The organism is Streptomyces sp. NPDC003035, assembly GCF_042888285.1.
GTDB lineage: Bacteria > Actinomycetota > Actinomycetes > Streptomycetales > Streptomycetaceae > Streptomyces.
Genome location: NZ_JBIAPJ010000013.1, coordinates 114,226 through 138,638, shown reverse-complemented (window position 1 = coordinate 138,638; position 24,413 = coordinate 114,226). Strand labels below are relative to the sequence as shown.

The following is a 24,413-nucleotide window of genomic DNA, read 5'->3' as shown; positions in this document are numbered from 1 at the left end:
GAACCGACAGGAGACGAACGGAGCCTCACGTGTCACGCAGGAAAACGCTCAGCCGGAAGAGGAAGATCGCGCTGCTGGCGGGAGCCCTCGTGCTCGCCGGGGGAACGGCGGTGGTGCTGACCGGTACGAGTCAGGCGTCCGTGGCCTGCGACGGCCTGGCCACGGCGCTCGCGAACAACGAGCGGTTCATCGCGGACCAGCGCGCGAAACCGGACGCGCTGTCGCAGGCGCGGATCGACAACCGGGAGGCGGTGATCGCCGAGATCCGGCGCAAGCAGGCGGCGTCGGGGTGTGGGGGCGAGGATGCGGGGGCGGACGCGGGCGACGGCGGTGCGGAGGCGGCCACCTCCGCAGGCGGGGGTGGCGGTTCCGGGGACGTCGTCTGCGCCGGTTCCACCGTCACGCTCTCCGGCGAGGGCGGGGCCCCGGCCGCGTCGAGCAACCAGTTCCCGCTCGGTACGCGCCTCAAGGTGACCAACCTCGACAACGCCAGGTCGACCACCGTCGAGGTCACGTCCACCTCCGGCAGCTGCGTGCTGCTCAACGACGCGGCCTTCGAACAGGTCCGCGAGCCGGGCAAGTTCCTGATCCGCGACGCCAGGATCGAGCGGGTGGGTTAGGGGGTGTCTCGGGGAGCGTCCTGCCCGGTTCGTCCGATGTGTTCGGCGATCTCCATGAGACGGGGGTGCAGACGGCGCCCGGCACCGAACAGTTCGATGCCCAGGAGCCGACCCTCGGAGTCGAGGTCGAGCACCGCCGTCATGTCGTCCCCGGCGATCACCTGCTGGACGGCTTCGCCCGGGGCGATCGTGTCGACGAGGTAGATGTACGCGTTGTCCGCCTCCGCGTCGTACTCGACTCGCACGGCCGGCCCCTCAGGCGGTGGGCCCGCTCGGGCCCGCCGCCTCCTCCGCGCGGGTCAGGATCTCCGTGAGCCGCGCCCCGAACCGGGCGTCGCACGCGTGCGGCACCCCCGTCCGCGCCGACTCGACGAGGGCGTCCACCGCCCCGCCGAACGCCCCCGACGCCCCGTCCCACGCCGGCATCACGGCCCGGCCGCGCTCGCCGTACAGCGTGAGCGCGGCCTCCGCCGCCTCCGGCGGGGCGGAGAGGGTCAGCGTCGCCGTGCTGCTCGCGCCCGAGGCGTGCCGCAGGACCAGGTGCCGGGTGTCGGCCGGGCCCCGTGCGGCCGTCACCTCGGTGACGTCGCCGAGCACCGGCAGGTACACGGAGAGCACGTGCGGGCCCACGTCCCAGAGGCCGCCCTTCTCGCGGCGCCACGGCGAGTCGGCGTACGCGCTCGTCGAACCGGCGGCGTACAGCGAGCCGAGCCAGTGCGCCTCGCCCAGGAACCAGCCGCCCGCCGCCGCCTGTTCGTCGATCCACCGCGCGGTCGGCTCCGCGAAGCGGAGCGTGCAGAAGACCACGGACGCGACGCCGGCCTTCTCGGCCGCCTCCGCCACCTCGCGGGCCGCCCCGGGCGTCGTCGCCACGGGCTTGTCCAGCAGCAGATGGCAGCCGGCGGCCGCGGCGCGGACGGCGAGGGGGGCCTGGACGTCCGGGGGCAGGGCGAAGGCGACGGCGTCGCAGGCCGCGAACAGCGCGTCCACGTCGTCGTACGCCGTCGTGCCGTGGGCGCCGGCGAGTTCGGCCGCCGCCTCGGCCCGCCGGCCCCACACCCCGACGAACTCGACGCCGTCGTGCGCGGCGAGCGCGGGGGCGTGGGTGCGGGCGGCCCAGGGGCCGGTGCCGAGGAGTCCGATACGGGGCGGGCGGCGGAGGAGCGTGGTCATGCCCCTAGTCTGCCGGTCCACGCGCGCTGCGGGTCCGCCGCCCCCAGGGGCCCCCGTCCCGCAGGGCGGTGCCCGCCCTCCCCTCAGGGTTGCGGCCCCCGTCCCGCAGGGCGGCGCCCACCCCACCCTCAGGGTTGCGGCCCCCGTCCCGCGGGGCGGCGCCCACCCTCACCCCGGGGGTTGTGGGCATTCGTTCCGCAGGGCGGAACGGGTGGGCACAACCCCACGACGGCGCCGCACCCGTGGGCACCCCAGGCACGGGGAGCCTGGGCCCGGCAAGGGCGCCGTCCCGTGTGCCCACCCGTCCCGCCCTGCGGGACGATTGCCCACACGGGCGTGGGGGTGGGTACCGGCCCAGCGAGGCGCCTGCCCACAGCGGGGTGAGGGTGGGCACCGGCGCACCGGCCCTGCCGGGGACGCCGATCGGAAAACGGTGGGCCTCCTCCCCTCCCCCGGTGCTACGTTTTCGGTCGCCGGTCGCGGGACTCCGGTGCGACTTCCGGGACCTGCCTCTGAAGCAACGTTTTCGCTGTTCGCGCCCCCATTCCCCGACCGGCACCCATGCCACTGGGAGGGGGCCCATGCAGGAGACGTTCTCCGACCTGATCGCCGCCGAGGACGTCCTGCTCTTCGTCAACGCGGCCGTCACCGCCACCGGGCAGCGGGAGTTCCGCTCCTCGGCCGGTGAGCAGAGGCTGTCCCTCGCCTTCCTCCACGAGTACGTCCGGGTCAACTACCGCCCGGTGTACGCCGCCGCGCTCGCCCTCGACATCAACGACCACAACGCGGCCCTGATCGTCGAGCACCTTCTGCGCACCCCCAAGGAGGCCGGGAAACAGGAAGGGCGGCTGATCGCCGCGCGGCTCACGCGGCTGCCTCCGCAGCGGGTGTACCGGCTGTTCCGCGCCCTGCGCGCCGCCAAGGTCAACAACCGCCGCACGCGCGCGATCGTCCGCGAGTGGCTCGCCGGTCGCGCCGACCTCGGGCACGACGCCGTCAAGTACCGCGCCGGCCTGAAGACCGCCGCTCGTCACGCCCATCTCCCCCTCCCCCACGCCGAATCGGGCGACTTCCTCTTCGCGCCCGGCCGCCGGGTCCGTTACGAGCACGCGCTCCTCGACGCCCACCGCCGCGCGCACTACGAGCAGGGCGCGCTGTACGAGCTGCCGTTCACCGTCGCCGAGGGGTTCGCGGCGAAGCACGGCGTACCGCGGGAGGTCTTCCTGGAGCGGATCGCGCCCCGGATGACGCGCCTGGAGCGGTTGCGTACGGCACGGGCGACCGATCTGACCGTCATGCCGCTGACCCGGCTCGCGCTCTACGTCCTCTCCCTCCCCTTCGGGGAGCGGGTGACCCGCCGCGCCGAGCTGACGGCCGCGCTGCGGGCGGCCGCGGGCCGGGTGGCGGGGCCGTACGCCGGCAGCTGGGGCAGGGTCGCGGCGGTCCTCGACGACAGTTACTCGGCCTCCGGTTCGGCCGTGAAGCGACGCCGTCCGCTCGCGGTCGCCCTGGGCTGCCACTTCCTCCTCGAAGCGCTCGCGGCACCGGGGGCGTACTCCGCGCACTGGACCTCGGGCGCCGACGATCCGCTGCTCGTGCGGCCGTGGGGGCCGACCCCGCTGGGGACGAGGATCCTCGACGCCCTGGAGGGTCCGGCACCCGACCGGCTGGTGATCGTCTCGGACGGCTGGGACAACGCGCCGCCGGGGCTCGCCGGCGAGGTGCTGCGCGTCTGGCGGACCCGGCTCGACCCGGAGCGGCGGACGAGCGCGATCCATGTGAACCCCGTATACGACGCCGACGGCTTCGACGTGCGCCGGCTCGCGCCGAGCGTGCCGACCGCGGGGATCAGGGACGCGGAGGACCTGGCCGCGCTGGTGGAGATCGCCCAGTTCGTCGAGGGGCGGACCGGGCTCGCGGAGCTCCGGGCGTATCTGGACCGGCGTGTGGAGCTGTTCCTGAAGGAGGCGTCCCGGTGACCCGGATCGATCTGACCGGTCTGGAGGTCCGGCCCGCCCAGGTCTGGGGCGGCGTCCGGCTGGTTCCCCTGGTCAGGCCCGAGCCGGTGGAGGGGCTGCGGCTCCACCGGGAGGTGTACGGGGGTGGTGGCGCGGTCGACCTCGGTGACCGTACGACGTACACCTCGTACATCCCGCACGGCCTCGTCGCGGACTGGTCCGGCGACGAGCGCGAGTCGGCGGCGTACGGCACCCGGCTCGGCGACGACGCGCCGCATGCCGTTCCCGTACGCCGCCATCACCGTCTCGCCAAGCGGCGGCACGGCGGGAAGAGGCTCCGCTTCCTCCCTCTCCATCTGGCCCTGGAGGGTTATCTGGCGCTCCACTTCGGCGGGCCGTCCATCGTCTGGGACGAATGGTCCCGGCAGGCGGTACGCCGGGGCCTGTCGCCGCGCGCCGAGGCGGCGTACGCGGGGTGGCGTGTGCCGGGGCTCGGGGAGGCGCTGCGGATCTTCGAGATCCACCCGGGGCAGTGCGGGCTCATGCTGTACGTCGCCGACTCCCTGGCGGCGGCGTTCGTCGTCCCGCACCCGGAGGACTACCGCGTCCTGCACCCCACGCTGGTCGAGGACCTGTACGGGGAGCTGGTGCACCAGTACGCCTTCTACGGTGCTCCGGTGCCGGAGTTCACGGCGCGCATCCGGGACGAGGGCGGCTCGGTCCGCACCCTCGCGGACCTGCGGGCGGCGGCCCGGGCGCAGGAGCGGTCCTGGGCGGAGGCGCACGACGGCCTGATGGCGCGGGACCTGCTGGGCACCTCGTACGCCTTCGAGCGGGTGTACCGGATGGATTCCTCCTATCTGTACCGCTTCCTCCCCCCGTTCCGGCGGACGGGTGAGGAGCAGCACATCGGTGAGCTGATCGCCGACCGCAAGGGGCGCACGCTGTATCTGAAGAGCTTCCGGCTCTCCGAGAACCAGATCCGGCGGGGTCATCTGCTGCGCCGTCTCGCGGACTGCGACTGGCACCTGGGGCGGACGGCGGAAGCGCTCGGGACGACGTACGCCGAGGTCGCGCGGCGTGTCACCGCTGCCGGCCTCGGTTCGCTGCTGAACGCCCAGGTGATCGCACAGCGGCTGCGGGAAACACCGGATTGCTGAGTAACACGGGGTTCACAAACGGGCAACGGACGGGAAATCCGGTGTTGCCAAGCTGCGCGCAGACACAGACACCGCAGCTCTCGCAGCGTCGCGAGCCGCAGCACGCTTCCCGCAGCAGCACGCAAAAGGATGAGGCCCGTGACCTTCAAGGCTGAGTACATCTGGATCGACGGCACCGAGCCGACCGCGAAGCTTCGCTCGAAGACGAAGATTCTGCCGGGTGCGGGCGCCACCCTCGCCGAGCTGCCGATCTGGGGCTTCGACGGATCCAGCACGAACCAGGCCAAGGGCCACGCCTCGGACCGTGTCCTCAAGCCGGTCTTCGTCTGCCCGGACCCGATCCGCGGCGGCGACGACATCCTGGTGATGTGCGAGGTCCTGAACACGGACATGACGCCGCACGAGTCGAACACGCGCGCTGCGCTGGCCGAGGTCTACGCGAAGTACGCCGCGCAGGAGCCGATCTTCGGCATCGAGCAGGAGTACACCTTCTTCGACGGCGAGCGCCCGCTCGGCTTCCCGGTCGGCGGCTTCCCGGCTCCGCAGGGCGGCTACTACTGCGGTGTCGGCGCCGACGAGATCTTCGGCCGTGACGTCGTCGAGGCGCACCTGGAGAACTGCCTGAAGGCGGGCCTGGGCATCTCCGGCATCAACGCCGAGGTCATGCCCGGTCAGTGGGAGTTCCAGGTCGGCCCGCTGGCGCCGCTGGAGGTCGCGGACCAGCTGTGGGTGGCCCGCTGGCTGCTCTACCGCACGGCCGAGGACTTCAAGGTCTCGGCGACGCTGGACCCGAAGCCGGTGAAGGGCGACTGGAACGGCGCGGGCGCGCACACCAACTTCTCCACGAAGGCGATGCGCGAGGGTTACGACGCGATCATCACCGCGTGCGAGTCCCTGGGCGAGGGCTCGAAGCCGCTCGACCACGTCAAGAACTACGGCGCGGGCATCGACGACCGCCTGACGGGCCTGCACGAGACCGCCCCGTGGGACGAGTACTCCTACGGCGTCTCGGACCGCGGCGCCTCGGTCCGTATCCCGTGGCAGGTCGAGCAGGACCAGAAGGGCTACATCGAGGACCGTCGCCCGAACGCGAACGTGGACCCCTACGTGGTGACGCGTCTGCTGGTCGACACCTGCTGCGAGGCCCTGGAGAAGGCCGGCCAGGTCTGATCCGCACCCCCGCACGACGCCTGAGGGGCGCCCACCGTGATCGGTGGGCGCCCCTTTCGCCGTACCGGGAAGGGCTTTTGGCCGGGGAGGGGGTCGTCGGTGGGATTCCCTTCTGGTTCAATAGGGATATGGCCATCACACAGAACGACACCTCGACGGGTCGCCTCGACCTCGAGCCGTTCTGGCCTTCCCGTCAGCACCACGACTTCGACCGGTGCTGTCGGCGCGTGAGGAACGCGTCGGCCCTCTAAAGCCCCTGGCCTTCGGCCGACGCGCACGACGTACGAGACCTCTCCGTCCGTTTCTCCGCGCGAAAGAGCTGACCTCTCATGGCCCACACCCAGAGTGCTTCCCTCACAGCCGTCCGTCCCGGCCGTCACCGGCTCCGTGCCGTCGACCCGGACGAGGTCGTCGACCTCTCCCGGGTGGCGGACCTCCTGCCGCCCGGTGCCACGCTGCTGCCCGCGCCTCCGCACGTGCTGCCCACGGTGCCGGGGCGGCCGCCGATGGTCGGGTACCTGGTGCTGCTGCCCGCCGGCCAGCAGGCGCCGGAGCCGGCCGCGGCCGAGCAGGCGGGGCCGGTGTCCATCGACACCGTGCGGCGGATCGCCGTGGTGGACGGGCGGCCGATGGATCTCACGTACCTCGAGTTCGAGCTGCTCGCCCACCTCGTCGCCCACCCCCACCGGGTCCACACCCGTGACCAGTTGGTCACGACGGTGTGGGGGTACGGGCATGTCGGCGACGGGCGCACCGTCGACGTCCATGTGGCGCGGCTGCGCCGCAAACTGGGCGCCGAGCACCGCCGCACGATCCAGACCGTGCGGCGGGTCGGCTACAAGTACACGCCCTGATCAGGCCGCCCCGGACCTCGCCCGGGCCGCCAGGCCGAGGGCGAGGTCGACCACCAGGAACGCCACCAGACTGAGGCCGAGCATGGGGACGAACCAGCCGACGAGGGCCGTCGCCGCGAGGAGCGGCAGCAGCATCGTGGGCGGGATCCTTCGCCAGGCCCCGCGCGCGACCGGCCGGCCGGGGCGGCGCAGCCACCACATCCGGTAGCCCCAGAGGATCAGCAGGATGAGGGCGAGCGCGAGGGCCGCGAGGGCGAGTTGGTTGAACAGGCCCAGGAAGACACCCGTGTGGGCGTCGATGCCGAAACGGGTCAGCTGGGCGAGCACCGGGTAGTCGGCGAAGCGGAGTTCGTCCATGACGGTGCCGTCGGCCGGGTTCACCGCCACCGAGTCCAGGTGGACGGGGAACTGGGTGTCGGTCTCCTTGACGACATAGCCTTTGCCCTCGGTGGGCAGGACGACGGAGGTCCGGCCTTCGATTCCCTTCGCGCGGGCCGCCTCGACGACCCGGTCGATGCCGACGTCCGGGCTTCCGGTGGCCGGGGCCTGGTGGCCGGTGCCGTGGCCCTCGTGCCCGGTGGAGCCGCCGGGCGCGGCGCCGTCGAGCGTGGCGGAGACGGTCGGGGTGGCGCCCCCGAGCTGGTCCTGGACCGCGCCGATGTTCTCCCCCGCGTACCGCGACCAGGTCAGACCGGTGGCGGAGAGCAGGACGAGTCCGGTCACCGCCCACAGGCCGACGGCGCCGTGCCAGGAGAGGGTGCGGCGGCGGGACTTCGGGCCGCGCTCCGGTACGAGGAGCTCGCGACGGCTCTTCCTGCGGCGGCCGATCCAGAGCATCAGGCCGCCGAGGGCGATCACCCACAGCCAGCTGGCGGCCAGCTCGCTGTAATTGCGGCCGAGGTCGCCGAGGTGGAGATCACGGTGGAGTTCGTCGATCCAGGTGCGCAGCGGCAGCGCGCCCGAACTGCCGTAGCTGGGCAGCTGTCCCCGTATCTCGGCGGTGTACGGGTCGACGAAGACGGCGAGCGACGTGCCCTCCGCGACGTCCGGGTCGGCCATCAGGACGCGGGTGGTGGCGCCCGGCTCGGAGGAGGGCCAGACGGCGGTGACGGTGCCGTTCGGGTTCACCTTCGTGGCCGCGTGGACCTGTTGCGAGAGCGGCAGGGCCCGGTCCCCGACGGGGACCTCCAGCTCGTGCGCGTACAGGACCTTCTCCGCCTGGAAGGAGAGCGCGTACAGCAGGCCGCTGGTCGCGGCGATCAGGAGGAAGGGGGCGATGAGCACGCCCGCGTAGAAGTGGAGTCGCAGGACGAGGGGGCGCAGCGCGCTCCAGGTCCCGGTGGTCGTGGGCGGGGGTGCCGGGGCGTCGGCGGGGGGCGCTTCGGCGGTGTCCGGGCGCGCGGGATCGTCGATGGTCATGACTGTCCTCGGAGTCGGTGTCGACAGGGGGAATCGGCCCCCGGGTCAGACGTGTGCTCCGAGGGCTGTGGCGCGGGGTACGGACAGCCGGGGCGGGCCGCGCCGGGAGAGGGTGTGCGCGAGGACGACGCCGTGCAGTCGGCGGGTGGGCGCGAGCGGGCGTACCGCGTGCGGGAGTTCGGGTACGGGGACGACACCGAGCAGCAGGCGGAGGGGGGTGAAGGCGAGGGCCGCGACGGTCCGGGCGAGCGCGAAGAGCGCGGCCTCGCCCCTGGCCAGCCAGAGGCCGCAGATCAGCGCGGCGAGGAGGTGGGCGGCGGCCATGCCGAGGGAGGTGTGGCCGCCGGCCGTCCCGATGGTGGTGTGTGCCATGGCCGCGTGGTCCGTCGTGGCTGTGTGTGCCGTCGCCGCGTGGTCCACCGGGGCCGTGAGAACCGCACCCCCGGCGTGCGCTCCGCCCGCGGAGAAGATCAGGTGCAGCGCCGTCTGCACGGCGGCCAGACCTCCGGAGATCGCGTACACGCCGCGTCGGCGGCCACCCGCCAGCCACGCCATCGCGCCGGTGACGGCGAAGGCCACGTACAGCGATCCCGCGGGGACATCATGCGCGGACATGGACGAATGCCCTATGGCCGACAAGGCCACGCACACCGCCGCGAAGAGTGCGGCTCGCAGGGCGCGTATCGGCGAGCGGGCGTCCGTCATGATGCGGACATGGTGGCATCCCGCTCTCCGGTGCGGGAGACCGCCTCCGTGTTTCTCCCGTAGAGGAACTCCTGTGTGCCGGCGGGTCCGACCGTGCACAGTCGTGGCATGAGACTTCTGATCTTGGGCGGAACCGAATTCGTGGGGCGTGCCGTGGCCGAGGCCGCGCTCGCCCGAGGCTGGGACGTGACGGTCTTCCACCGTGGCCGGCACGAGCCGCCGGCCGGGACCCGGACGCTGCTCGGCGACCGTACGACCCCGGACGGACTGGCCTCCCTCACCTCCGACGAAAAGCCCGCGTGGGACATGGTCGTGGACACCTGGTCCGCGGCGCCCTCGGCGGTCCGCGACGCCGCCCGGCTGCTCGCGGACCGCGTGGACCGCTATGTCTACATATCGAGCCGTTCGGTGTACGCCTGGCCGCCCGCGGCGGGTCTGGCGGAGGACGGTCCGCTGGTGGAGGGCTCGCCGGACGCCGGCGAGGTGCCGTACGCGGAGGCCAAGCGGGGCGGCGAGCTGGCGGCCGTCGACGCGTTCGGCGCCGACCGGACACTCCTCGTGCGCGCGGGGCTGATCATCGGCCCGTACGAGAACGTGGGCCGGCTGCCCTGGTGGCTGGGGCGGATCGCGCGGGGCGGGCCGGTCCTGGCGCCGGGGCCCCGCTCGCTGCCGTTGCAGTACATCGACGCGCGCGATCTGGCCGAGTGGACGCTCGACGCGGCCGAGGCCGGGCTCTCGGGGCCGTACAACCTGGTCTCGCCGCCCGGGCACACCACCACGGGCGAGCTGCTCGACGCCTGTGTGCGGGTGACCGGCTCGGACGCCGAGCTGCGCTGGACCGACGCGGAGACGATTCTCGCGGCCGGTGTCGAGCCCTGGTCGGATCTGCCGGTCTGGATCCCGCCGGGCGAGCTGTACGACGCGATGCACACCGCCGATGTCTCCAAGGCGCTCGCGGCGGGGCTGCGCTGCCGCCCGGTGGAGGAGACGGTGCGCGGCACCTGGGAGTGGCTGGAGTCGATCGGCGGGGCGGCGCCACAGCGCCCGGACCGGCCGTCGGTGGGCCTCTCCCCGGAACGTGAGGCCCCGCTCCTCTCGGACTGATGTCCGGGCCGGCTCGGCTGAACGCGTGGGGCGTGTCGTCCGTATGAAGTCCCATGCGACGCACACGAAAACGTTCGACACGCGCGAAACGAGTGGTGGCCGCCTCCGTCGCCCTGATCCTGGGCGGGGGCGGCCTGATCGCCGCCAATGTCTATGCCTCGGCCGGTGAGGGCCGGGGCGATCCGCCGCCGCCCGATCGGCAGAACGCGGTCTCGACGATCGACTGTCCCGATGCCGCGGAGGCGCTGACCGAGGTGCCGGAGGCCGTGCGGGGTGCGGTGGACCGGGAACTCGCCACGCTGGACAGCCAGATCACCGTCGCGTACCAGCGCTTCGCCGACAGCAAGGAGCGGGTGGAGAGCGATCCCGCCTTCGCCGAGCAGCAGATCCTCGCTCCGCTGCGGAACGAGCGGCTGGTCATCCTGCAGCGGATCGTGGCCCTCATCGACCGCGAGGGGGACGCTCCCCAGAACCTGGTGGAACTCGCGCCCTGCACGCTGCGCGCCGACGACGACGGCGGGGCCGGCGACGGGAACGAGGACGGGGACGGCAACGAGGACGGCAACGGCGACGAGGAGCCGGCGGAAGAGGGGCAGTCCGGAAACGGGCCCGTGGCCTCCGACTTCGTCGACATCCGGTCCGTCCAGCCCAACGTGCGGAAGCCACGGCAGCGCTCCGGCGCCTCGCGCGGCACGTTCGCCACGGACTGCGGACGCAACCAGAACGGCAAGTTCAACCCGGACAACGTCATCGTCGCTCCGGGCGTGAGCAACGGCGCGCACCACATGCACGACTACGTCGGCAACCAGGCCAACGACGCCTTCGCCGGCGACGACGACCTGGCCCGGGGCCGCACGACCTGCCGCAACCAGGGTGACCGGTCCACCTACTACTGGCCCGTCCTGCGGCTGCAGAACGGGCAGGCGGAGGACGACGCCGAGGCCGACGGCGGCGGCAAGGACCAGAACGTGGGCGAGATCCAGACGCCCGCGCAGGTCACGCTGAACTTCGTCGGCAGTCCGGTCTCCAAGGTCACCGCGATGCCGCGCTTCCTGCGGATCATCACGGGGGACGCCAAGGCGTTCACCAACGGCGACGCCAACGCCAACGCGTCATGGTCGTGCACCGGTTTCGAGGACCGGCAGCTGAAGGACAAGTACCCGATCTGCCCCGAGGGCAGCAAGGTGGTGCGGACGTTCCGGTTCCAGAGCTGCTGGGACGGGCGGAACACCGACAGCGCCAACCACCGGACCCATGTGGCCTTCGCCGACCCGGCGAGCGGGCGCTGCGGCAACGGCTTCCGGGCCATCCCGCAGCTCGTGCAGCGGATCGTCTACGACGTTCCCCCCGGCCCCGGTTTCGCCGTCGACTCGTTCCCCGAGCAGCTGCACAAACCGGTGACCGACCACGGCGACTTCATCAACGTCTTCGACGAACGGCTGATGCGGAGGGTGGTGAGCTGCATCAACGAGGGGCGCCGCTGCTCCTAGTGGTGTCCGGGGGAATGCGACGCGTGCGGTGCGTGCGGCTCGGTGGTCTCGACCTGACCGCCGAGCCGTTCGCGTACCTTCTCCACGGTCCCCGCGTCGCCCGAGACGGTCCACTTGCGGCCGACGAGATACGAACCGCCGTAATCCTTGGCCTGGTTGAGCCACTCGCGCTGCCCACGGTCGGTGGTGAAGGTGGTCAGGACGTACGTCCCGTCGTCCGTCGCGCACTTCGCCTGGCGCAGCTCCGCCGCGTCCGTCTGGAGGTCCGGGGCGCAGCCGGCGCGCTCCGCGATCTGCTCCAGGGTGCCGATCGCCTCCTCGGGCGGCGCCGACGCGCACCCCGTCAGCAGCACGAGCGAAACCACCGCCCCCACCGTCACCGTTCGTCGCGTACGCATCAGCATCCGTCCATCCTGCCCGCCCGGTCGCGCCAGGGTGAGCGGAATCCGATCGGTTACGGTTTGGGCGATAGGTACCGATATGGAGGAGTCGACGCCATGCCCGCCATCCCCGCGACCACCGTCGCCAACCTCCGTGACCTGGGCGGCCTCCCCCTCGGCGAGGGGCGCGGCGTCCGCCCGGGCCGGGTCTTCCGGTCCGCCCAGCTCGACCGGTTCGACCCCACCGAGCCCGTGGTGGCGGCGCTCGGCATCCGTACGGTCGTCGACTTCCGCACCGAGAACGAGCGCGCCGACCGGCCCGACCGCCTTCCGCCGGGCGGGCGGCTGCTGATCGCGGACGTGCTCGCCGACCACCTGGCCGCCAGCGGCCTGCCGCCCGCCGCCATGCTGAAGAAGCTGCTGGCCAACCCGGCACTGGCCGAGAGGCACCTCGGCGGGGGCCGGGCGCAGGAGGCCTTCCTGCGGACCTACCGGGCCTTCGTGAGCACCGACTCCGCGCGCGCCTCCTACCGGGCCTTCCTCGGCGAACTGGGTGATCCGCACGCCGGCCCACTGCTCTTCCACTGCACCGCCGGGAAGGACCGCACCGGCTGGGCGACGACGATCGTGCTGTCGCTGCTCGGTGCGGACGAGGAGACGGTCATGGCGGAGTACCTGTCGGTCAACCCGGCCGTCCGGCTGGCCTTCGCGCCGATGATCGAGGGCTTCACGGCGCAGGGCGGCGATCCCGAGCTGGCGCTGGCGCTGATCGGGGTCGTACCGGAGTACCTGGAGGCGGCGCTCGACGAGGTGGCGGTGCGGCACGGCTCGATGGAGAAGTACGTACGGGAGGGTCTGGGCGTCCCGGACGAGGTGACGGACGTGATCCGCGAGCGGCTGACCGTGTACGAGGCCTGAGGCGCGCCGCTCCTCGGGCCCGGCCCCCCGACCCCGGCTCCGACTCCGGCTCCGACTCCGGCTCCGGCTCCGGCTCCGGCTCCGGCTCCGACTCGGCCCCCGGTCCGGCCGGGGTGACCATCGGAAGATTCGCTCGTTCTGCTGAACGTGAGCACCCAGGAACTCGCCTCCTTCCCCGGCCCGGTCGATGTCGAACAGGCCGAGGCCGCGCTCGTCGAGCACTATCCGCGGCTGGTCCGGATCGCCTATCTCGTCCTGCCGCCCTCGCTGGGGCGCAACCGTCGGGTGCTGACGGCGCACGCGCTGGTCCAGCGGTCGCTGCCGCGCCGCCGGACGTCCGGCGGAGGAGTCCCGGGAGCGCGCCGCGCCGAGGACGCCGTCGACCCTGGGTACGCGTACGTACGGGGCGAGGTGCTGCGCCAGGCGCTCGTCGCGGGGCTGCCGCTGAAGCGCCGGGCGCTGCCGCGGCGGGCGCAGTTCCCGCCGGTGCTGCCGCAGGTGTGGGGGCTGCGGCTGTTCCCGCGTGCCGGCGGCGCCGACGAACTGGCCCTGGACCAGCGGCTCTCCGCCCTGTCCGGGCCGGCGCGCGCGGTGTACGTGCTGCGGGGTCTGGAGCGGCAGGGCGACCCGGAGGTGCTGCGGGTGCTCGCGGCGGCCGGGGTGCCGGAGGCGGAGGCGGAGGCCGCGCTGGCGGACGCGGACGGGGTGGAGGCGGCGGGAATCGGCACGGCCGCCCTGCTCGACTCGGCCGAGTTCGATCCGTGCTCCCTGCAGGCCCGGCCGACGGATCTGATGCGCCGCCGTCAGCACGGCAAGGCCGCGCTCGCCGCGGCGGCGGCTGTGGTGGTGTGCGGGACGCTGCTCGGCCTGCCGGGGGACGGCTGGGGGCGAAACGGTGCTGCGGCGCCTTCGTACGCGCGCAATCCGGCGGCCGAGGCGGCGCTCGACCCGGGGACGCTGAAGCGCGTCCCCGCGGGGTTCTGGCAGCGCTCGGCGCGTACGGACTTCTCGGTGTGGCCGGCGCGGGGCGGCCTGACGGAGGACCGGGCACTGCTGCGGCGGGCGCTCGCCGTGTGGGCGCGGCCCGGCGCCTCGGTGCGGTCCTCGGCGACGCCGGGGACGCCGGTGGGGCCCCCGATGGGACCGTCGCAGCTGCTGTTCGCCGGGGAGCTCGACGGCTCGCGGGTGGTGCTGTTCCATGACGGGCTGCGGGCGGTGCGGTACGCGGAGCCGGTCGGTGGCAGGGGCGGGACGGGGGAAGGGGCGGCGCTGGACTTCGCGCGGACGGACGGGGCGGACGTGGTCGGCGCCGCGGCCCTCGTGGTCTCGCGCACCCCGGCCGAGGTCCGCTATCTGACAGCCCCTTGGGTACGGGAGACGGCGGTACGGGACCTGCTGGCGCCCGCGAAGGAGCCCTGGCGGCTGGAGCGGGACGCGCACGGGGTGACACGTGCGATGCCCAGCCCGGCGCAGGCGCGGGGGTGCGAGGCGTGGAACACGCTCCAGGTGCGGGACGCGACGGACGTGCGCCTGCTGACGGATCTGGGCGAACTGGCCCCGGCGCGGCTGACCTTCGGGTCGCCGGCCGCCGCGCCGGAGGACGCGACGGGGGCGGCGGCCAGGGCGGTGTGGGCGCGGACGGCCTGCCAGTTGGCGACGGTCCGCTCGCACGGGGTGCGGTCGGTCAACGCCTGGCAGTTCGCCACGCAGCGCCTGCCGGAGGACGGGGGCCGGGCGACCTGGCTGTGCACCCGGGCCGAGACCTGGCGCGGCACGGGCAGCAGGGTGCTCGCCCAGTTCCAGGTCCCGGCACCGGGCGCGGCCACGGCGGTGGTGGCGAAGGTCGAGGAGTCCCCGGCGTGCGGGGGGCGTGAGCCGCGGGTCCTGGCGGGGGCGCTCTGGCAGGCGAAGAGCGGGCAGTGGTACGTCCTGGCCGCCGGCAGCGAGGACGTCACGTCACTGCGGGCCACGGGCGGGGTGAAGGGCGAGGCGGAGGGCCGGCTGCTCGCGGTGAAGGCGAAGGCCGGTGCGCGGGCGGACCTCCTCGGCACGCTGGAGAGCGGCGCGAGCATGGGGGCGCTGCGCTAGCGGACGCGGCCCGAGGGCGCCGTGGCGAGGCGGTGACGTAGCTCCGTGGCTCCGTGAGAATCCGTGTGCACAAGTCTGTTGCCAACTGCTTACCCCTCAGTACATTGACGTCATGTCTAATACGCAGCCTGCACCGGTGGCGTCGGAGCACATCGAGCTCAAGGCACGGAAGGTCTCCTTCGACTGGGAGGAGACCCCGCTCCACTGGGTTCCCGGCGACCCGTTCACCACCCACACCATCAACGTGCTGCACCTGCTGCTCCCGGCCGGCGAACGCTGGTTCGTGCACGTCTACAAGCAGGTGCTCCCCTTCATCACCGACGACCGGCTGCGCGCGGACGTCATCGGCTTCATCGGCCAGGAGGCCGTCCACTCCCAGGCCCACGACGACGTACTCCCGCATCTCAAGAAGCTCGGCCTGGACCCCACGCCGTACACCGCCCAGGTCGACTGGTTCTTCGAGAAGCTGCTCGGTGACCGGACCCTGCCGCCCGGCCGGCCGCGCCGCTGGTGGCTGATGGAGCGGGTCGCGCTCATCGCCGCCATCGAGCACTACACCGCCTTCCTCGGGAACTGGGTCCTCAACGCCGAGGAACTCGACCGCAGGGGCGCCGACCCGACGATGCTGGACCTGCTGCGCTGGCACGGCGCGGAGGAGGTCGAGCACCGCTCCGTCGCCTTCGAGCTGTTCATGCACCTCGACGGCGGCTACCGGCGGCGCGCCCGCACCTGGGCCACCGCGTTCGCCGCGATGGTCTTCCTCTGGCAGCGCGGCACCCGCTTCTTCATGGAGAACGACCCGACCCTCATCGAGGGCAAGGCGTCGGTCGGCCAGCTCGTCCGCAAGGGCCGAGAGGGCGTGCTGCCGTCCACACCCGACCTGCTGCGCGCGATACCCCGTTACCTGAGCCGCTCCTACCACCCCTCCCAGGAGGGGAACACCGCCCAGGCCGTGGCCTACCTGGCCAACTCCCCCGGCGCGAACGGAGGTCGCTGACCATGCCCCGTCTGCGTACCGTCCTCCTGGTCGCCGGGGCCGCGGTCCTCGCCAAGCGCGCCGTGCGCCGCCGGATCAACGCCGCCCCGCTGTGGCCCATGCCCGCGCTCGACGAGCCGGTCTCGGGCCGTGGCCGGCTCTCGACCGTCACCCGCAAGGTCCTCGTCACCGAGCGCACCGAGCCCGCCGAGGGCGTGGTCCGGCTCCGGCTCGAAGGCACCGGCCTGCCCGCGTGGCAGCCCGGCGCCCATGTCGACCTGGTGCTGCCGTCCGGTCTGGTGCGCCAGTACTCGCTGTGCGGGGACCCGGCCGACAGCGACGCGTACACGGTGGCGACCCGGCTGATCGAACCGGCGCGGGGCGGCCGGGGCGGTTCGCGCGAGGTGCACGAACAGCTCCATGTCGGCACGGAGATCGAGATCCGCGGGCCGCGCAACCGCTTCCCGCTCGTCGACTCCCCCGCGTACGTCTTCGTGGCGGGGGGCATCGGCATCACCCCCGTGCTGCCGATGCTGCGCGCGGCGGAGGCGGCGGGCGCCGACTGGCGGCTGCTGTACTGCGGGCGCAGCCGGGCGACCATGCCGTACCTCGACGAGTTCGAGAAGCTGGGCGGGGACCGTGTGACGGTGGTCGCGGAGGACGAGTCCGGGCTTCCGGAGCTCGGCTTCCTCCGGGAGCTGCCGGCCGAGACCGCCGTCTACTGCTGCGGCCCGGACGGGCTGATGGACGCGGTGACCGCCGCGCTGCCGGCGGGCCGGGTCCCGTACCTGGAGCGCTTCTCCCCGGCGGCGACTTCCGGAGGCGACGCGTTCGAGGCGGAACTGCGCCGCTCCGGCCGTACGGTGACGGTGGCCGCCGACCAGTCACTGCTCGCCGCCGTCAGGGCCGAGGTCCCGGGCCTCCTGTACTCCTGCGAGCAGGGCTTCTGCGGCACCTGCCGACAGCGGGTCCTGGAGGGCGAGATCGACCACCGCGACGAGCTCCTCACGGACGCGGAACGCCGCGACTCGATGCTGATCTGCGTCTCGCGCTGCGCGGGGAAGCGGCTGGTTCTCGACCTCTGATCAGGGAAGGACCTGATCAGGGAAGGATCAGCCAGTCGAAGGCGAGGGCGGCGGCGAGGCCGCCCACCAGGAGCCAGGTGCCCAGGCGGGTGCGGCCGTTGCGGGAGAGCTCGATCACGACGCCGCAGAGGATCATGGCCAGTCCGTACACCCCGACGACCAGCACGGACGTACGGCTCGCCAGTCGGATCACCAGGACCGCCGCCATGGCGACCAACAGGACGGACGCCGCCGCTATCCGCAGTTGGCGGGCCTGCTTCGGGCTCAAACCGGAGGTGCTCATGTCGTGGGAGCGTAACGGACGACGGTTAGGCTGTTCGCATGACGACCGGGGTGCGCCGCAGGATGGGCGTCGAGGAGCGCAAGCAGCAGCTGATCGGGGTGGCTCTCGAGCTGTTCAGCCACCGCTCTCCCGACGAGGTCTCCATCGACGAGATCGCCGCGGCCGCGGGCATCTCGCGGCCGCTGGTCTACCACTACTTCCCCGGCAAGCAGAGCCTGTACGAGGCGGCGCTGCGGCGCGCGGCGGACGAGCTGGCCGCCCGGTTCCTGGAGCCGCCGCAGGGCCCGCTGGGCGCGCGGCTGCTGCGGGTGATGGGCCGGTTCTTCGACTTCGTGGACGATCACGGTCCGGGTTTCGCGGCGCTGATGCGCGGCGGGCCCGCGGTGGGTTCCTCCACCACCAACGCGATGATCGACGAGGTGCGGCAGGCCGCCTACGAGCAGATCCTGGCCCATCTGGAGGTCGAGCGCCCCTCCGCCCGGCTCGAACTGGTCGTCCGCTCCTGGGTGTCGCTGGCCGAGTCGACGGCGCTGATCTGGCTGGACGGGCGCCGTGTGCCGCGCGCCGATCTGGAGTTGCAGCTGGTGCACGACTTCGCGGCGCTGGCGGCGGTGAGCGCGGCGTACGACGAGGAGATGGCGGACGTGCTGATCCGGATCCTCGCCGACGAGCCGGCCGACGGGCCGTTCGGCGACCTGGTGGGCCGGCTGATGGCCCTGGCGCCGCACGTGCCCGCCCAGCGACTGCCGTAGCTGCCGTCGTCAGGCCTTGCGGTAGGAGGCGTCGAGGTCGCGCACCTCGGCGGAGATCCGGACGCCCTCCGTCTCCTTGAGGTGGTGCGGGAGCAGAGCGAGCACCGCCTCGGTGAGCCGGGCCTTGACCTCGTCCGTGCGGCCGGGCAGGAGGGCGATCTCCACGTGGACGACGGTGTCGTCCGTGGAGCCGTCCGCCACGACCAGCTCCTCGACCTCGCGGAAGCGGGTCTTGCAGGCGTCGAGCCGCGTGTCGACCGTCTCCACGACGAGCGGGTGCAGCGCGAGCGCGAAACCGCGCCGGTCGAGGGGCGCGGAGTAGTCCACGGTGATCTGCGGCATGGGGTCACTCCCGGTGCTGAGGATGTCTGGCCACACCTTTACGGTGATCGCCATGAGCGCACAAGTGACCTTCCGGCAGGCGGACGACCACGACCGGGATCTCGAACGTCTGGTAAGCCTGTACGACGGGGCGGCGCGCTGGATGGTGCGCCAGGGGATAGTCCAGTGGAAGCCGGGCGACAAGGGCGCGGAGCATTTCCGGGCCCGGATCTCGTCGGGTGAGGTGTGGCTGGCGGCCGTCGGGGGCCGGACCGTCGGGGCGTACGAGCTGTGGTGGGAGGACGAGCAGGCGTGGGGCCCGCAGCCCCCGGTCGCCGGTTATGTCCACCGGTTGATGACCGACCGGGAGTCCGCCCCCGCCGGCACCGGCCGCGAGCTCCTCGCGCACGCCGAGGGGCGGATCGCGGCCGGGGGCCGGGCGGTGGCGCGGCTGGACTGTGTGTCGAGCAACCCGCGCCTGCGGACGTACTACGAGGCGGCGGGCTATACGGCCGTCGGCGACGAGCCGGGAAAGCTCGCCGCCGACGGCACGCGTTACGGAGTGATCCTCCTGGAGAAGGCGCTCAGCGTGCGGTGAACACCGCCACCGTGCGGGCCGGGACCGTGAAGGTGCCCGAACCGGTCTCGTAGGAGGCGGACTTGACCGTGGTGTCGGAGCCCGACGCCTGGACCGGGTGCAGCCCGTAGCCCTTGCCGGCCAGGGCGGCGACCCGCTGGGTCTGCCGGTCCGGGGTGGCGTTGAAGACCACGACCAGATCACCGAGGCGCATGGTGATCACTCCCGGGGTCTCGCCGGTGCCGGAGAGCGGGAAGGACAGGGCGTCCTGGACCTGCTCGGCTCCGGCGAGGGAGAAGACCGGTTCGGTGGTACGGATCTTCTGCAGGTCCCGGTAGGCGGCCGAGGCGCCGTCGATCTGTTCGCAGCCGACGGTCAGGGACGGGGCGGTGAGCAGCGGCTTTCCGAAGCCCCACTTGGCCTTGTTGTCGGCCGCGGGGGGCAGGCCGCGGCCGAAGCCGTTGCCGTCCCGGCAGTCCCAGTGGATGGCGTTGAACCAGTCGCCGCTGTCGTACGAGTTGCGGTCCAGGGACTTGGAGCGCAGCAGGTCCGAGCCGGCCTGGGAGAGCGCGGGGCCCTGGGAGAGCGTCGCCGTCGCCATGGCCAGGACCTGCATGCGCGCCCGGTCGGTGGCCGAGGTCGTGGCGGGCAGTTTGAAGGCGAGCGCGTCGTACAGGGTCTCGTTGTCGTGGGCGTCGGCGTAGGCGAGGGCGTCACCGGGGACGGCCGCGTAGCCGGCCGGGGCGCCGTTGTAGTCGACCTGGGAGCCCTTGACCGTACGGCCGGAGGTGTCGGTGAAGGTGTACGAGGCGAGGTTGCCGCTGAGCCCCACCTTGATCAGGTCCTGGTAGTGGAGCAGGCGGGCCTTCTGCTGCTCCGGGGTGCCGTTGGCGGGCGAGGAGTTGGGGTCGGTGAACAGGCCGGAGGCGAAGCCCTGGACGCCGGGGTCCTCGTCGAAGGGGCCGCCGCCGCGGACGGCGTCGCGGGCCCGGTCGGAGAAGGTCGCGATGCCGGTGCCGGCCATGTTCTTCTGGGTGGCCTGGACGAAGCGGGAGTCGTCGGCGATCTCGCCGAAGTTCCAGCCCTCGCCGTAGAGGACGATCGCCTTTCCGTCGACGCCGTCCTTGGCGACGGTGAGCGCGTCGAGGGCCTTGCGGACGGCGAGGATGTTCTCCTTCGGGTGGTGGCCCATGAGGTCGAAGCGGAAGCCGTCGACCTTGTACTGCTTGGCCCAGGTGACGACCGAGTCCACGACGAGCTTGCCCATCATGGCGTTCTCGGGCGCGGTGTTGGCGCAGCAGGTGGAGGTGGCGACGGAGCCGTCGGCCTGGAGCCGCTGGTAGTAGCCGGGCACGATCCGGTCGAGGACCGACTTCTCCGACTGTCCGGAGGCCACGGTGTGGTTGTAGACCACGTCCATGACGGTGCGCAGTCCGGCGCCGTTGAGCGACTGGACCATCTGCCGGAACTCGACCGTGCGGCGGGTGCCTTCGGGGTCGGTGGCGTAGGAACCCTCGGGGACGGTGTAGTGCAGCGGGTCGTAACCCCAGTTGTAGGCGTCCTTGGCCGCGGCGGCGGCCACGCAGGCCTGCTGCTCCTCGGAGTCGGGGGCGTAGACCTTGAGGTCGCAGGCGGGGGTGGTCTGCTCGGACTTCTTCTCGGGGATGGTGCCGATGTCGAAGGCGGGCAGGAGGTGGACGTAGGAGGTGCCGGAGTCGGCCAGCGCCTTCAGGTGGCGCGAGCCCTTGCTGCCGGCGTCCGTGAAGGCGAGGTACGTGCCCTTGTGGTCGGCCTTGGCCGTCGGGTCGGCGATCGAGAAGTCGCGGATGTGCAGCTCCTGGATCTGGGCGTCCCGCAGCGGCACGGCGGCCGGCTTCTTCAGCCCGGTCCAGCCCTGGGGGGCGAGCTTCGGGTCGGCGAGGTCGACGATCAGGCTGTGGGTGGAGTCGGTGGTCAGGGCGGTGGCGTACGGGTCGGTGACCTTGTTGGTGACGATCTGCCGGACGCTGGGCGCCCAGACCTTCACCACGTACCGGTACGGCTTTCCGGTCCACGCGCGCGTGCCGGTGACCGACCAGACGCCGGAGGCGGCGTCGCTGCGCATGGGGACGGTCTTGCCGTCGAGTTCGAGGGTGACGGACTGGGCGGTGGGCGCCCACAGGGAGAGGGTGGGCCGGCCGTCGCGGAAGACGGGGCCGAGGGCGGCCCGGGTCGCCTTCGGCGCGTACAGGTCGTCGAGGACGCCGGCGAGCTGGACGCCCGTGGCGGTGAGGACGGCGCCGTTCGCCGCGTACTGGGCGGCGACGAGCTGGCCCTTGAGGGCTTCGCGGACGCGGTCGCGGTCGCGCGGGTCGACCGTGAAGGCGCCGTACGCCTTCAGGTGCGGGAACGCGGCCTTCTGCGCGTCGGTGAGCTCCGTCCTGGCCAGGCGCAGCACCTGGCGGTCGCCGGTGAGCGCGCCGTCCTTGACCGTGATCGAGCCGTCGCGGGAGGTCAGGAGCGCGTGGGAGGCGGCGGTGTCGTTGCCGTTCCAGGCGAGGGTGGTCTCGTCGATCCAGACGGCCTGGGCCTTGGTGAGGTCGAGCGCCGCGCCGCTGCCCTTGGGCTGCGGCAGGAGGTACTTCTCCTGGCCGCCGAGCATCCAGACCTCGTGGCCGTTCGCCTTGAGGTCGAGGGACTGGTCGGTGGGCAGGTCCTTCTCGTCGCCCTTGTGGAGGATGTAGCTGAGGGAGGTCGCGCCCGGTGCGAGCGGGACCTCGAAGACCGCTCCGTAGGCGTCGGTGCGGACCGGCTCCAGCGGCTTGGACCAGTCGGTCGGGTTCGCGGCGCCGGTCCAGGTGTGCAGGCCCCAGCCCTCGTAGTTTCCGTCGGCGCGCTGGTAGTGGAGGACGGCCTTGGTCGTGTCCTGGGGCGGGTAGGCGCCTTCGGGCGCGGCGTTCAGGACCTCGGGCTTGCCCTGCTCGATCCAGACCTCGCCGGTCTTGGAGAGGTCGATGGCGCGGTCGGCGTCGGTGTCCTTGACGCCGTCCTTGTTCACGGCGATGAAGCCGACCGAGGAGGCGCCGGGCTTGAGCTTGACGTAGGCGAACGCGCCGTACGCGTCACGGCCGGTGAAGGGCTTCCCGGCGGGCCAGGTGGTGCCTTCGCCGTCGGCGATGTCGCCCCAGGTGTAGAGGCCCCAGTCGGCGTAGTTCCCGTCCGCGCGCTTGTAGTGGACGATCGCGTGGTCGCGCTGGGTGGCGGTCGGCGGCTGCTCGACGGCCGGGGCGCCACTGGTGGTCGCGGCGGTCGCGCTCGCGGTGCGGCCGGCGCTGTCGACGACGACGGCCTTGTAGCGCAGGGCGGTGCCGGCGGGCACGGTGATCTTCTGGGTGACCTTGTACGGGGCGTGGTCGGCGGAGCCGAGGACCTGCCACCTGCCGTTGCCGGTCTGCGCGGCGAAGACGACGCGGTTCAGCTGTCCGCCCTCGACGTCGGCGGAGATCTCCACGGTGCCGGTGGCTCCGGCGGCCGGAGCCTTGAGGGTGATCGTCGGCGTGGCGCCGGGTGCGCCGAGCGGCTTCGCCGCCTTGAGGACGAGGGAGCCGAGGGCCGGCACGGTGACGGTGACCTTGCCGTTCTCCGCGGGGACGGCGCCCTGACCCCCGTACAGCGCGTGGAAGCCGGCGGAGTCGACGGGCACGGTGACCGTCTTCGGGGTGGTGGCGCTGTTGGTGGCGACGAGGTAGTCGGCCTTCGTCCGCGCGTCGGTGCGGGAGAAGGCGTAGACGGAGCCCTCGGCGTACCGCTGCCGCTGAATGCCGTCGCGCAGCGCAGGGTGCTCGCGGGTGAGCTTGGCGAGCGCGGCGATCTGCCGGTAGAGCGGGTGCGTGGGGTCGTACGCGTCGGCGGCGTGGGTGCGGTCGGTGCCGAGCTGGTCGTCGTCCAGGTAGTCGGCGGTCTTCGACGCGAAGAGGGTCTGGCGGGCGTCCTTGTCGCCGCCGGCGCCGGTGTAGCCCTGCTCGTCCCCGTAGTAGACGACGGGGTTGCCCCGGCTGAAGAACATCAGCTCGTTGGCGAGGCGGTAGCGCTGGAGGAGTTCGGCGTCGCCGGCGTTCGGGTTGTCCTGCCTGAGGAAGGTGCCGAAGCGGCCCATGTCGTGGTTGCCGAGGAAGGGCACCGACTCGTAGGCGTTGGCCTTGTCCGTGGTGTAGCGGTAGTCCTGCGCGAAGAGGTTCGCCAGCTTGTCCGCCGGGCCGCCCTGGGAGGCGAAGGTGCGGGCCGCGTCCTGGAAGGGGAAGTCGAGGGTGGCGTCGAGGCGGCCCTCGGTGACGTACGGGGCGGTGATCGCCGGGTCGGCGGAGTAGACCTCGCCGAACATGAAGAAGTCGTCGCGGCCGCGCTTCGCGGCGTACTCGTCGAGGGCGGTGGCCCACTGGGTCCAGAACGCGGTGTCGACGTGCTTGACGGTGTCGATGCGGAAGCCGTCGATGTCGAAGTCGCGCACCCAGCGCTGGTAGATCTTCTCCATGCCCTCGACGACCTCGGGACGCTCGGTCCACAGGTCGTCCAGACCGACGAAGTCACCGTACTGGGAGGACTCTCCGGCGAAGGTCGAGTCGCCCCGGTTGTGGTACATCGTGGGGTCGTTGAGCCAGGAGGGGACCTTGAGGTTCTTCTTGTCCTCGGCGACGACGGGGGTGCGGGGGAAGGAGTCCTTGTCCACCGCCGGGAAGGGATCGGCGGTGCGGTCGTCGAAGGGGACGCCGTCCTTGGTCAGGTACGGGAAGGCGCCCTTGGAGAGGTAGCCGTAGGACTGTTCCTTGTAGTCGACGACGTCGGCGGTGTGGTTGGTGATGACGTCGAAGAAGACCTTCATGCCCTTGGCGTGGGCCTGGTCGATGAGCTTCTCCAGGTCGGCGTTGGTGCCGAAGTGGGGGTCGACCTGGGTGAAGTCGGTGATCCAGTAGCCGTGGTAGCCGGCGGAGGCGTCCTTGCCGGTGCCCTGCACGGGCTGGTTCTTGAAGATCGGGGCGAGCCAGATGGCGGTGGTGCCGAGGCCCTTGATGTAGTCGAGCTTCTTCGTGAGCCCCTTGAGGTCGCCGCCCTGGTAGAAGCCCTTGTCCGCGGGGTCGAACCCGGTCTGGAGCCGGCCGCCGGTGAGCCCGCCGCGGTCGTTGGCGGTGTCGCCGTTGGCGAACCGGTCGGGCAGGACGAAGTAGAACTGCTCGCGGGTGAGGTCGTGCCGCGCGGGCTGGGCGGCGAGCGCCTTGTCGGAGGGGGGCGGCGGGGGCGGGGGTGCGGCGGAGGCCGGCAGCGCCGGCACCAGGGCGGCACACAGCGCGACGGCCACGGCGGCCGCCGTTCTCTTGGGTATCACGGGTTCTCTCCCTGGAGGTAC

Annotated in this window: 21 protein-coding genes; 13 read left to right on the top strand and 8 right to left on the bottom strand. The window is 72.5% G+C overall.

The features are described 5' to 3' along the window. Positions 1 to 29 precede the first annotated feature (29 nt). Complete coding sequence (locus ACFYV5_RS33175) at positions 30 to 620, top strand: hypothetical protein (RefSeq protein ID WP_389174824.1); 591 nt, start codon at positions 30 to 32, stop codon at positions 618 to 620. Here ACFYV5_RS33175 and ACFYV5_RS33170 read toward each other — a convergent pair. Both ACFYV5_RS33170 and ACFYV5_RS33165 read right to left on the bottom strand, forming a co-directional pair. Further along, positions 617 to 865, bottom strand: coding sequence for a DUF2283 domain-containing protein (locus ACFYV5_RS33170; RefSeq protein ID WP_355109032.1), 249 nt, complete (start codon positions 863 to 865; stop codon positions 617 to 619). The two genes, ACFYV5_RS33175 and ACFYV5_RS33170, sit on opposite strands and share 4 nt — an antisense overlap. 10 nt (positions 866 to 875) lie before the next feature. Beyond that, entirely contained in the window at positions 876 to 1,793 is a 918-nt protein-coding gene (locus ACFYV5_RS33165) for a Gfo/Idh/MocA family protein (RefSeq protein WP_389174820.1), read from the bottom strand. Between the two features lie 581 nt (positions 1,794 to 2,374). Here ACFYV5_RS33165 and ACFYV5_RS33160 point away from each other — a divergent pair. The 4 genes from ACFYV5_RS33160 to ACFYV5_RS33145 all read left to right on the top strand — a co-directional run bounded on the left by ACFYV5_RS33160 (position 2,375) and on the right by ACFYV5_RS33145 (position 6,935). Next, on the top strand, positions 2,375 to 3,772 hold the full coding sequence (locus ACFYV5_RS33160) for a hypothetical protein (protein ID WP_389174817.1): 1,398 nt from the start codon (positions 2,375 to 2,377) through the stop codon (positions 3,770 to 3,772). Beyond that, positions 3,769 to 4,911: a hypothetical protein gene (locus ACFYV5_RS33155; protein ID WP_389174814.1), complete on the top strand. Its 1,143-nt coding sequence runs from the start codon at positions 3,769 to 3,771 to the stop codon at positions 4,909 to 4,911. The genes ACFYV5_RS33160 and ACFYV5_RS33155 overlap by 4 nt, the downstream gene beginning before the upstream one ends. Before the next feature lie 138 nt (positions 4,912 to 5,049). Continuing rightward, on the top strand, positions 5,050 to 6,081 hold the full coding sequence (glnII, locus tag ACFYV5_RS33150; protein ID WP_355109024.1) for a glutamine synthetase: 1,032 nt from the start codon (positions 5,050 to 5,052) through the stop codon (positions 6,079 to 6,081). Between the two features lie 329 nt (positions 6,082 to 6,410). Then, the gene (locus ACFYV5_RS33145; RefSeq protein WP_355109022.1) at positions 6,411 to 6,935 is read left to right on the top strand and encodes a winged helix-turn-helix domain-containing protein; all 525 of its coding nucleotides are present in this window, start codon (positions 6,411 to 6,413) and stop codon (positions 6,933 to 6,935) included. Here the strand turns inward: ACFYV5_RS33145 and ACFYV5_RS33140 are convergent, their stop codons facing one another. Together ACFYV5_RS33140 and ACFYV5_RS33135 are read right to left on the bottom strand one after the other, a co-directional pair. Beyond that, positions 6,936 to 8,354: a PepSY-associated TM helix domain-containing protein gene (locus tag ACFYV5_RS33140; RefSeq protein WP_389174809.1), complete on the bottom strand. Its 1,419-nt coding sequence runs from the start codon at positions 8,352 to 8,354 to the stop codon at positions 6,936 to 6,938. A 45-nt stretch (positions 8,355 to 8,399) separates the two neighbouring features. After that, positions 8,400 to 8,969, bottom strand: coding sequence for a hypothetical protein (locus ACFYV5_RS33135; protein ID WP_389174807.1), 570 nt, complete (start codon positions 8,967 to 8,969; stop codon positions 8,400 to 8,402). A gap of 198 nt (positions 8,970 to 9,167) precedes the next feature. Here ACFYV5_RS33135 and ACFYV5_RS33130 point away from each other — a divergent pair, with 198 nt between their 5' ends. Together ACFYV5_RS33130 and ACFYV5_RS33125 are read left to right on the top strand one after the other, a co-directional pair. Next, the gene (locus ACFYV5_RS33130; RefSeq protein WP_389174804.1) at positions 9,168 to 10,163 is read left to right on the top strand and encodes an NAD-dependent epimerase/dehydratase family protein; all 996 of its coding nucleotides are present in this window, start codon (positions 9,168 to 9,170) and stop codon (positions 10,161 to 10,163) included. 53 nt (positions 10,164 to 10,216) lie between these two features. After that, positions 10,217 to 11,653 carry a DUF1996 domain-containing protein gene (locus ACFYV5_RS33125; RefSeq protein WP_389174801.1) on the top strand — a complete coding sequence of 479 codons (1,437 nt, stop codon included), beginning with the start codon at positions 10,217 to 10,219 and terminating at the stop codon, positions 11,651 to 11,653. Here the strand turns inward: ACFYV5_RS33125 and ACFYV5_RS33120 are convergent. Then, positions 11,650 to 12,051 carry a hypothetical protein gene (locus ACFYV5_RS33120; protein ID WP_389174798.1) on the bottom strand — a complete coding sequence of 134 codons (402 nt, stop codon included), beginning with the start codon at positions 12,049 to 12,051 and terminating at the stop codon, positions 11,650 to 11,652. The two genes, ACFYV5_RS33125 and ACFYV5_RS33120, sit on opposite strands and share 4 nt — an antisense overlap. A 99-nt stretch (positions 12,052 to 12,150) precedes the next feature. On the opposite strand from ACFYV5_RS33120, the gene ACFYV5_RS33115 reads away from it, so the two are divergent. The 4 genes from ACFYV5_RS33115 to ACFYV5_RS33100 all read left to right on the top strand — a co-directional run bounded on the left by ACFYV5_RS33115 (position 12,151) and on the right by ACFYV5_RS33100 (position 17,100). Continuing rightward, positions 12,151 to 12,951: a tyrosine-protein phosphatase gene (locus ACFYV5_RS33115; RefSeq protein WP_355109010.1), complete on the top strand. Its 801-nt coding sequence runs from the start codon at positions 12,151 to 12,153 to the stop codon at positions 12,949 to 12,951. Between the two features lie 147 nt (positions 12,952 to 13,098). Further along, a complete protein-coding gene (locus tag ACFYV5_RS33110; RefSeq protein WP_389174794.1) occupies positions 13,099 to 15,039 on the top strand; it encodes a hypothetical protein in 1,941 nt (646 codons plus the stop codon). 112 nt (positions 15,040 to 15,151) lie between these two features. Continuing rightward, a complete protein-coding gene (locus tag ACFYV5_RS33105) occupies positions 15,152 to 16,036 on the top strand; it encodes a metal-dependent hydrolase (RefSeq protein ID WP_355109006.1) in 885 nt (294 codons plus the stop codon). Next, positions 16,033 to 17,100 carry a PDR/VanB family oxidoreductase gene (locus ACFYV5_RS33100; RefSeq protein ID WP_389174889.1) on the top strand — a complete coding sequence of 356 codons (1,068 nt, stop codon included), beginning with the start codon at positions 16,033 to 16,035 and terminating at the stop codon, positions 17,098 to 17,100. The genes ACFYV5_RS33105 and ACFYV5_RS33100 overlap by 4 nt, the downstream gene beginning before the upstream one ends. Before the next feature lie 16 nt (positions 17,101 to 17,116). Here the strand turns inward: ACFYV5_RS33100 and ACFYV5_RS33095 are convergent, their stop codons facing one another. Further along, positions 17,117 to 17,383 (bottom strand): hypothetical protein, encoded by a 267-nt coding sequence (locus ACFYV5_RS33095; RefSeq protein ID WP_137989687.1) that lies wholly within the window; start codon positions 17,381 to 17,383, stop codon positions 17,117 to 17,119. A gap of 38 nt (positions 17,384 to 17,421) precedes the next feature. Here ACFYV5_RS33095 and ACFYV5_RS33090 point away from each other — a divergent pair, with 38 nt between their 5' ends. Then, positions 17,422 to 18,135, top strand: coding sequence for a TetR/AcrR family transcriptional regulator (locus tag ACFYV5_RS33090; protein ID WP_355109004.1), 714 nt, complete (start codon positions 17,422 to 17,424; stop codon positions 18,133 to 18,135). Positions 18,136 to 18,144: 9 nt separating this feature from the next. Here the strand turns inward: ACFYV5_RS33090 and ACFYV5_RS33085 are convergent, their stop codons facing one another. After that, positions 18,145 to 18,477 (bottom strand): isomerase, encoded by a 333-nt coding sequence (locus ACFYV5_RS33085; protein ID WP_355109002.1) that lies wholly within the window; start codon positions 18,475 to 18,477, stop codon positions 18,145 to 18,147. 52 nt (positions 18,478 to 18,529) lie between these two features. Here ACFYV5_RS33085 and ACFYV5_RS33080 point away from each other — a divergent pair, with 52 nt between their 5' ends. After that, a complete protein-coding gene (locus tag ACFYV5_RS33080; RefSeq protein WP_355109000.1) occupies positions 18,530 to 19,054 on the top strand; it encodes a GNAT family N-acetyltransferase in 525 nt (174 codons plus the stop codon). On the opposite strand, the gene pulA is transcribed toward ACFYV5_RS33080, so the two are convergent. Then, complete coding sequence (gene pulA, locus ACFYV5_RS33075; RefSeq protein WP_389174787.1) at positions 19,041 to 24,392, bottom strand: pullulanase-type alpha-1,6-glucosidase; 5,352 nt, start codon at positions 24,390 to 24,392, stop codon at positions 19,041 to 19,043. The genes ACFYV5_RS33080 and pulA overlap by 14 nt on opposite strands. Between the last annotated feature and the right edge of the window lie 21 nt (positions 24,393 to 24,413).

Coding starts and splice junctions, on each gene's coding strand:
- ACFYV5_RS33165 (WP_389174820.1), bottom strand. CDS start 1,793: ATGACCACGCTCCTCCGCCGCCCGCCCCGTATCGGACTCCTCGGCACC.
- ACFYV5_RS33160 (WP_389174817.1), top strand. CDS start 2,375: ATGCAGGAGACGTTCTCCGACCTGATCGCCGCCGAGGACGTCCTGCTC.
- ACFYV5_RS33145 (WP_355109022.1), top strand. CDS start 6,411: ATGGCCCACACCCAGAGTGCTTCCCTCACAGCCGTCCGTCCCGGCCGT.
- ACFYV5_RS33140 (WP_389174809.1), bottom strand. CDS start 8,354: ATGACCATCGACGATCCCGCGCGCCCGGACACCGCCGAAGCGCCCCCC.
- ACFYV5_RS33135 (WP_389174807.1), bottom strand. CDS start 8,969: ATGTCCGCGCATGATGTCCCCGCGGGATCGCTGTACGTGGCCTTCGCC.
- ACFYV5_RS33130 (WP_389174804.1), top strand. CDS start 9,168: ATGAGACTTCTGATCTTGGGCGGAACCGAATTCGTGGGGCGTGCCGTG.
- ACFYV5_RS33125 (WP_389174801.1), top strand. CDS start 10,217: ATGCGACGCACACGAAAACGTTCGACACGCGCGAAACGAGTGGTGGCC.
- ACFYV5_RS33120 (WP_389174798.1), bottom strand. CDS start 12,051: ATGCGTACGCGACGAACGGTGACGGTGGGGGCGGTGGTTTCGCTCGTG.
- ACFYV5_RS33115 (WP_355109010.1), top strand. CDS start 12,151: ATGCCCGCCATCCCCGCGACCACCGTCGCCAACCTCCGTGACCTGGGC.
- ACFYV5_RS33105 (WP_355109006.1), top strand. CDS start 15,152: ATGTCTAATACGCAGCCTGCACCGGTGGCGTCGGAGCACATCGAGCTC.
- ACFYV5_RS33095 (WP_137989687.1), bottom strand. CDS start 17,383: ATGAGCACCTCCGGTTTGAGCCCGAAGCAGGCCCGCCAACTGCGGATA.
- ACFYV5_RS33090 (WP_355109004.1), top strand. CDS start 17,422: ATGACGACCGGGGTGCGCCGCAGGATGGGCGTCGAGGAGCGCAAGCAG.
- ACFYV5_RS33085 (WP_355109002.1), bottom strand. CDS start 18,477: ATGCCGCAGATCACCGTGGACTACTCCGCGCCCCTCGACCGGCGCGGT.
- ACFYV5_RS33080 (WP_355109000.1), top strand. CDS start 18,530: ATGAGCGCACAAGTGACCTTCCGGCAGGCGGACGACCACGACCGGGAT.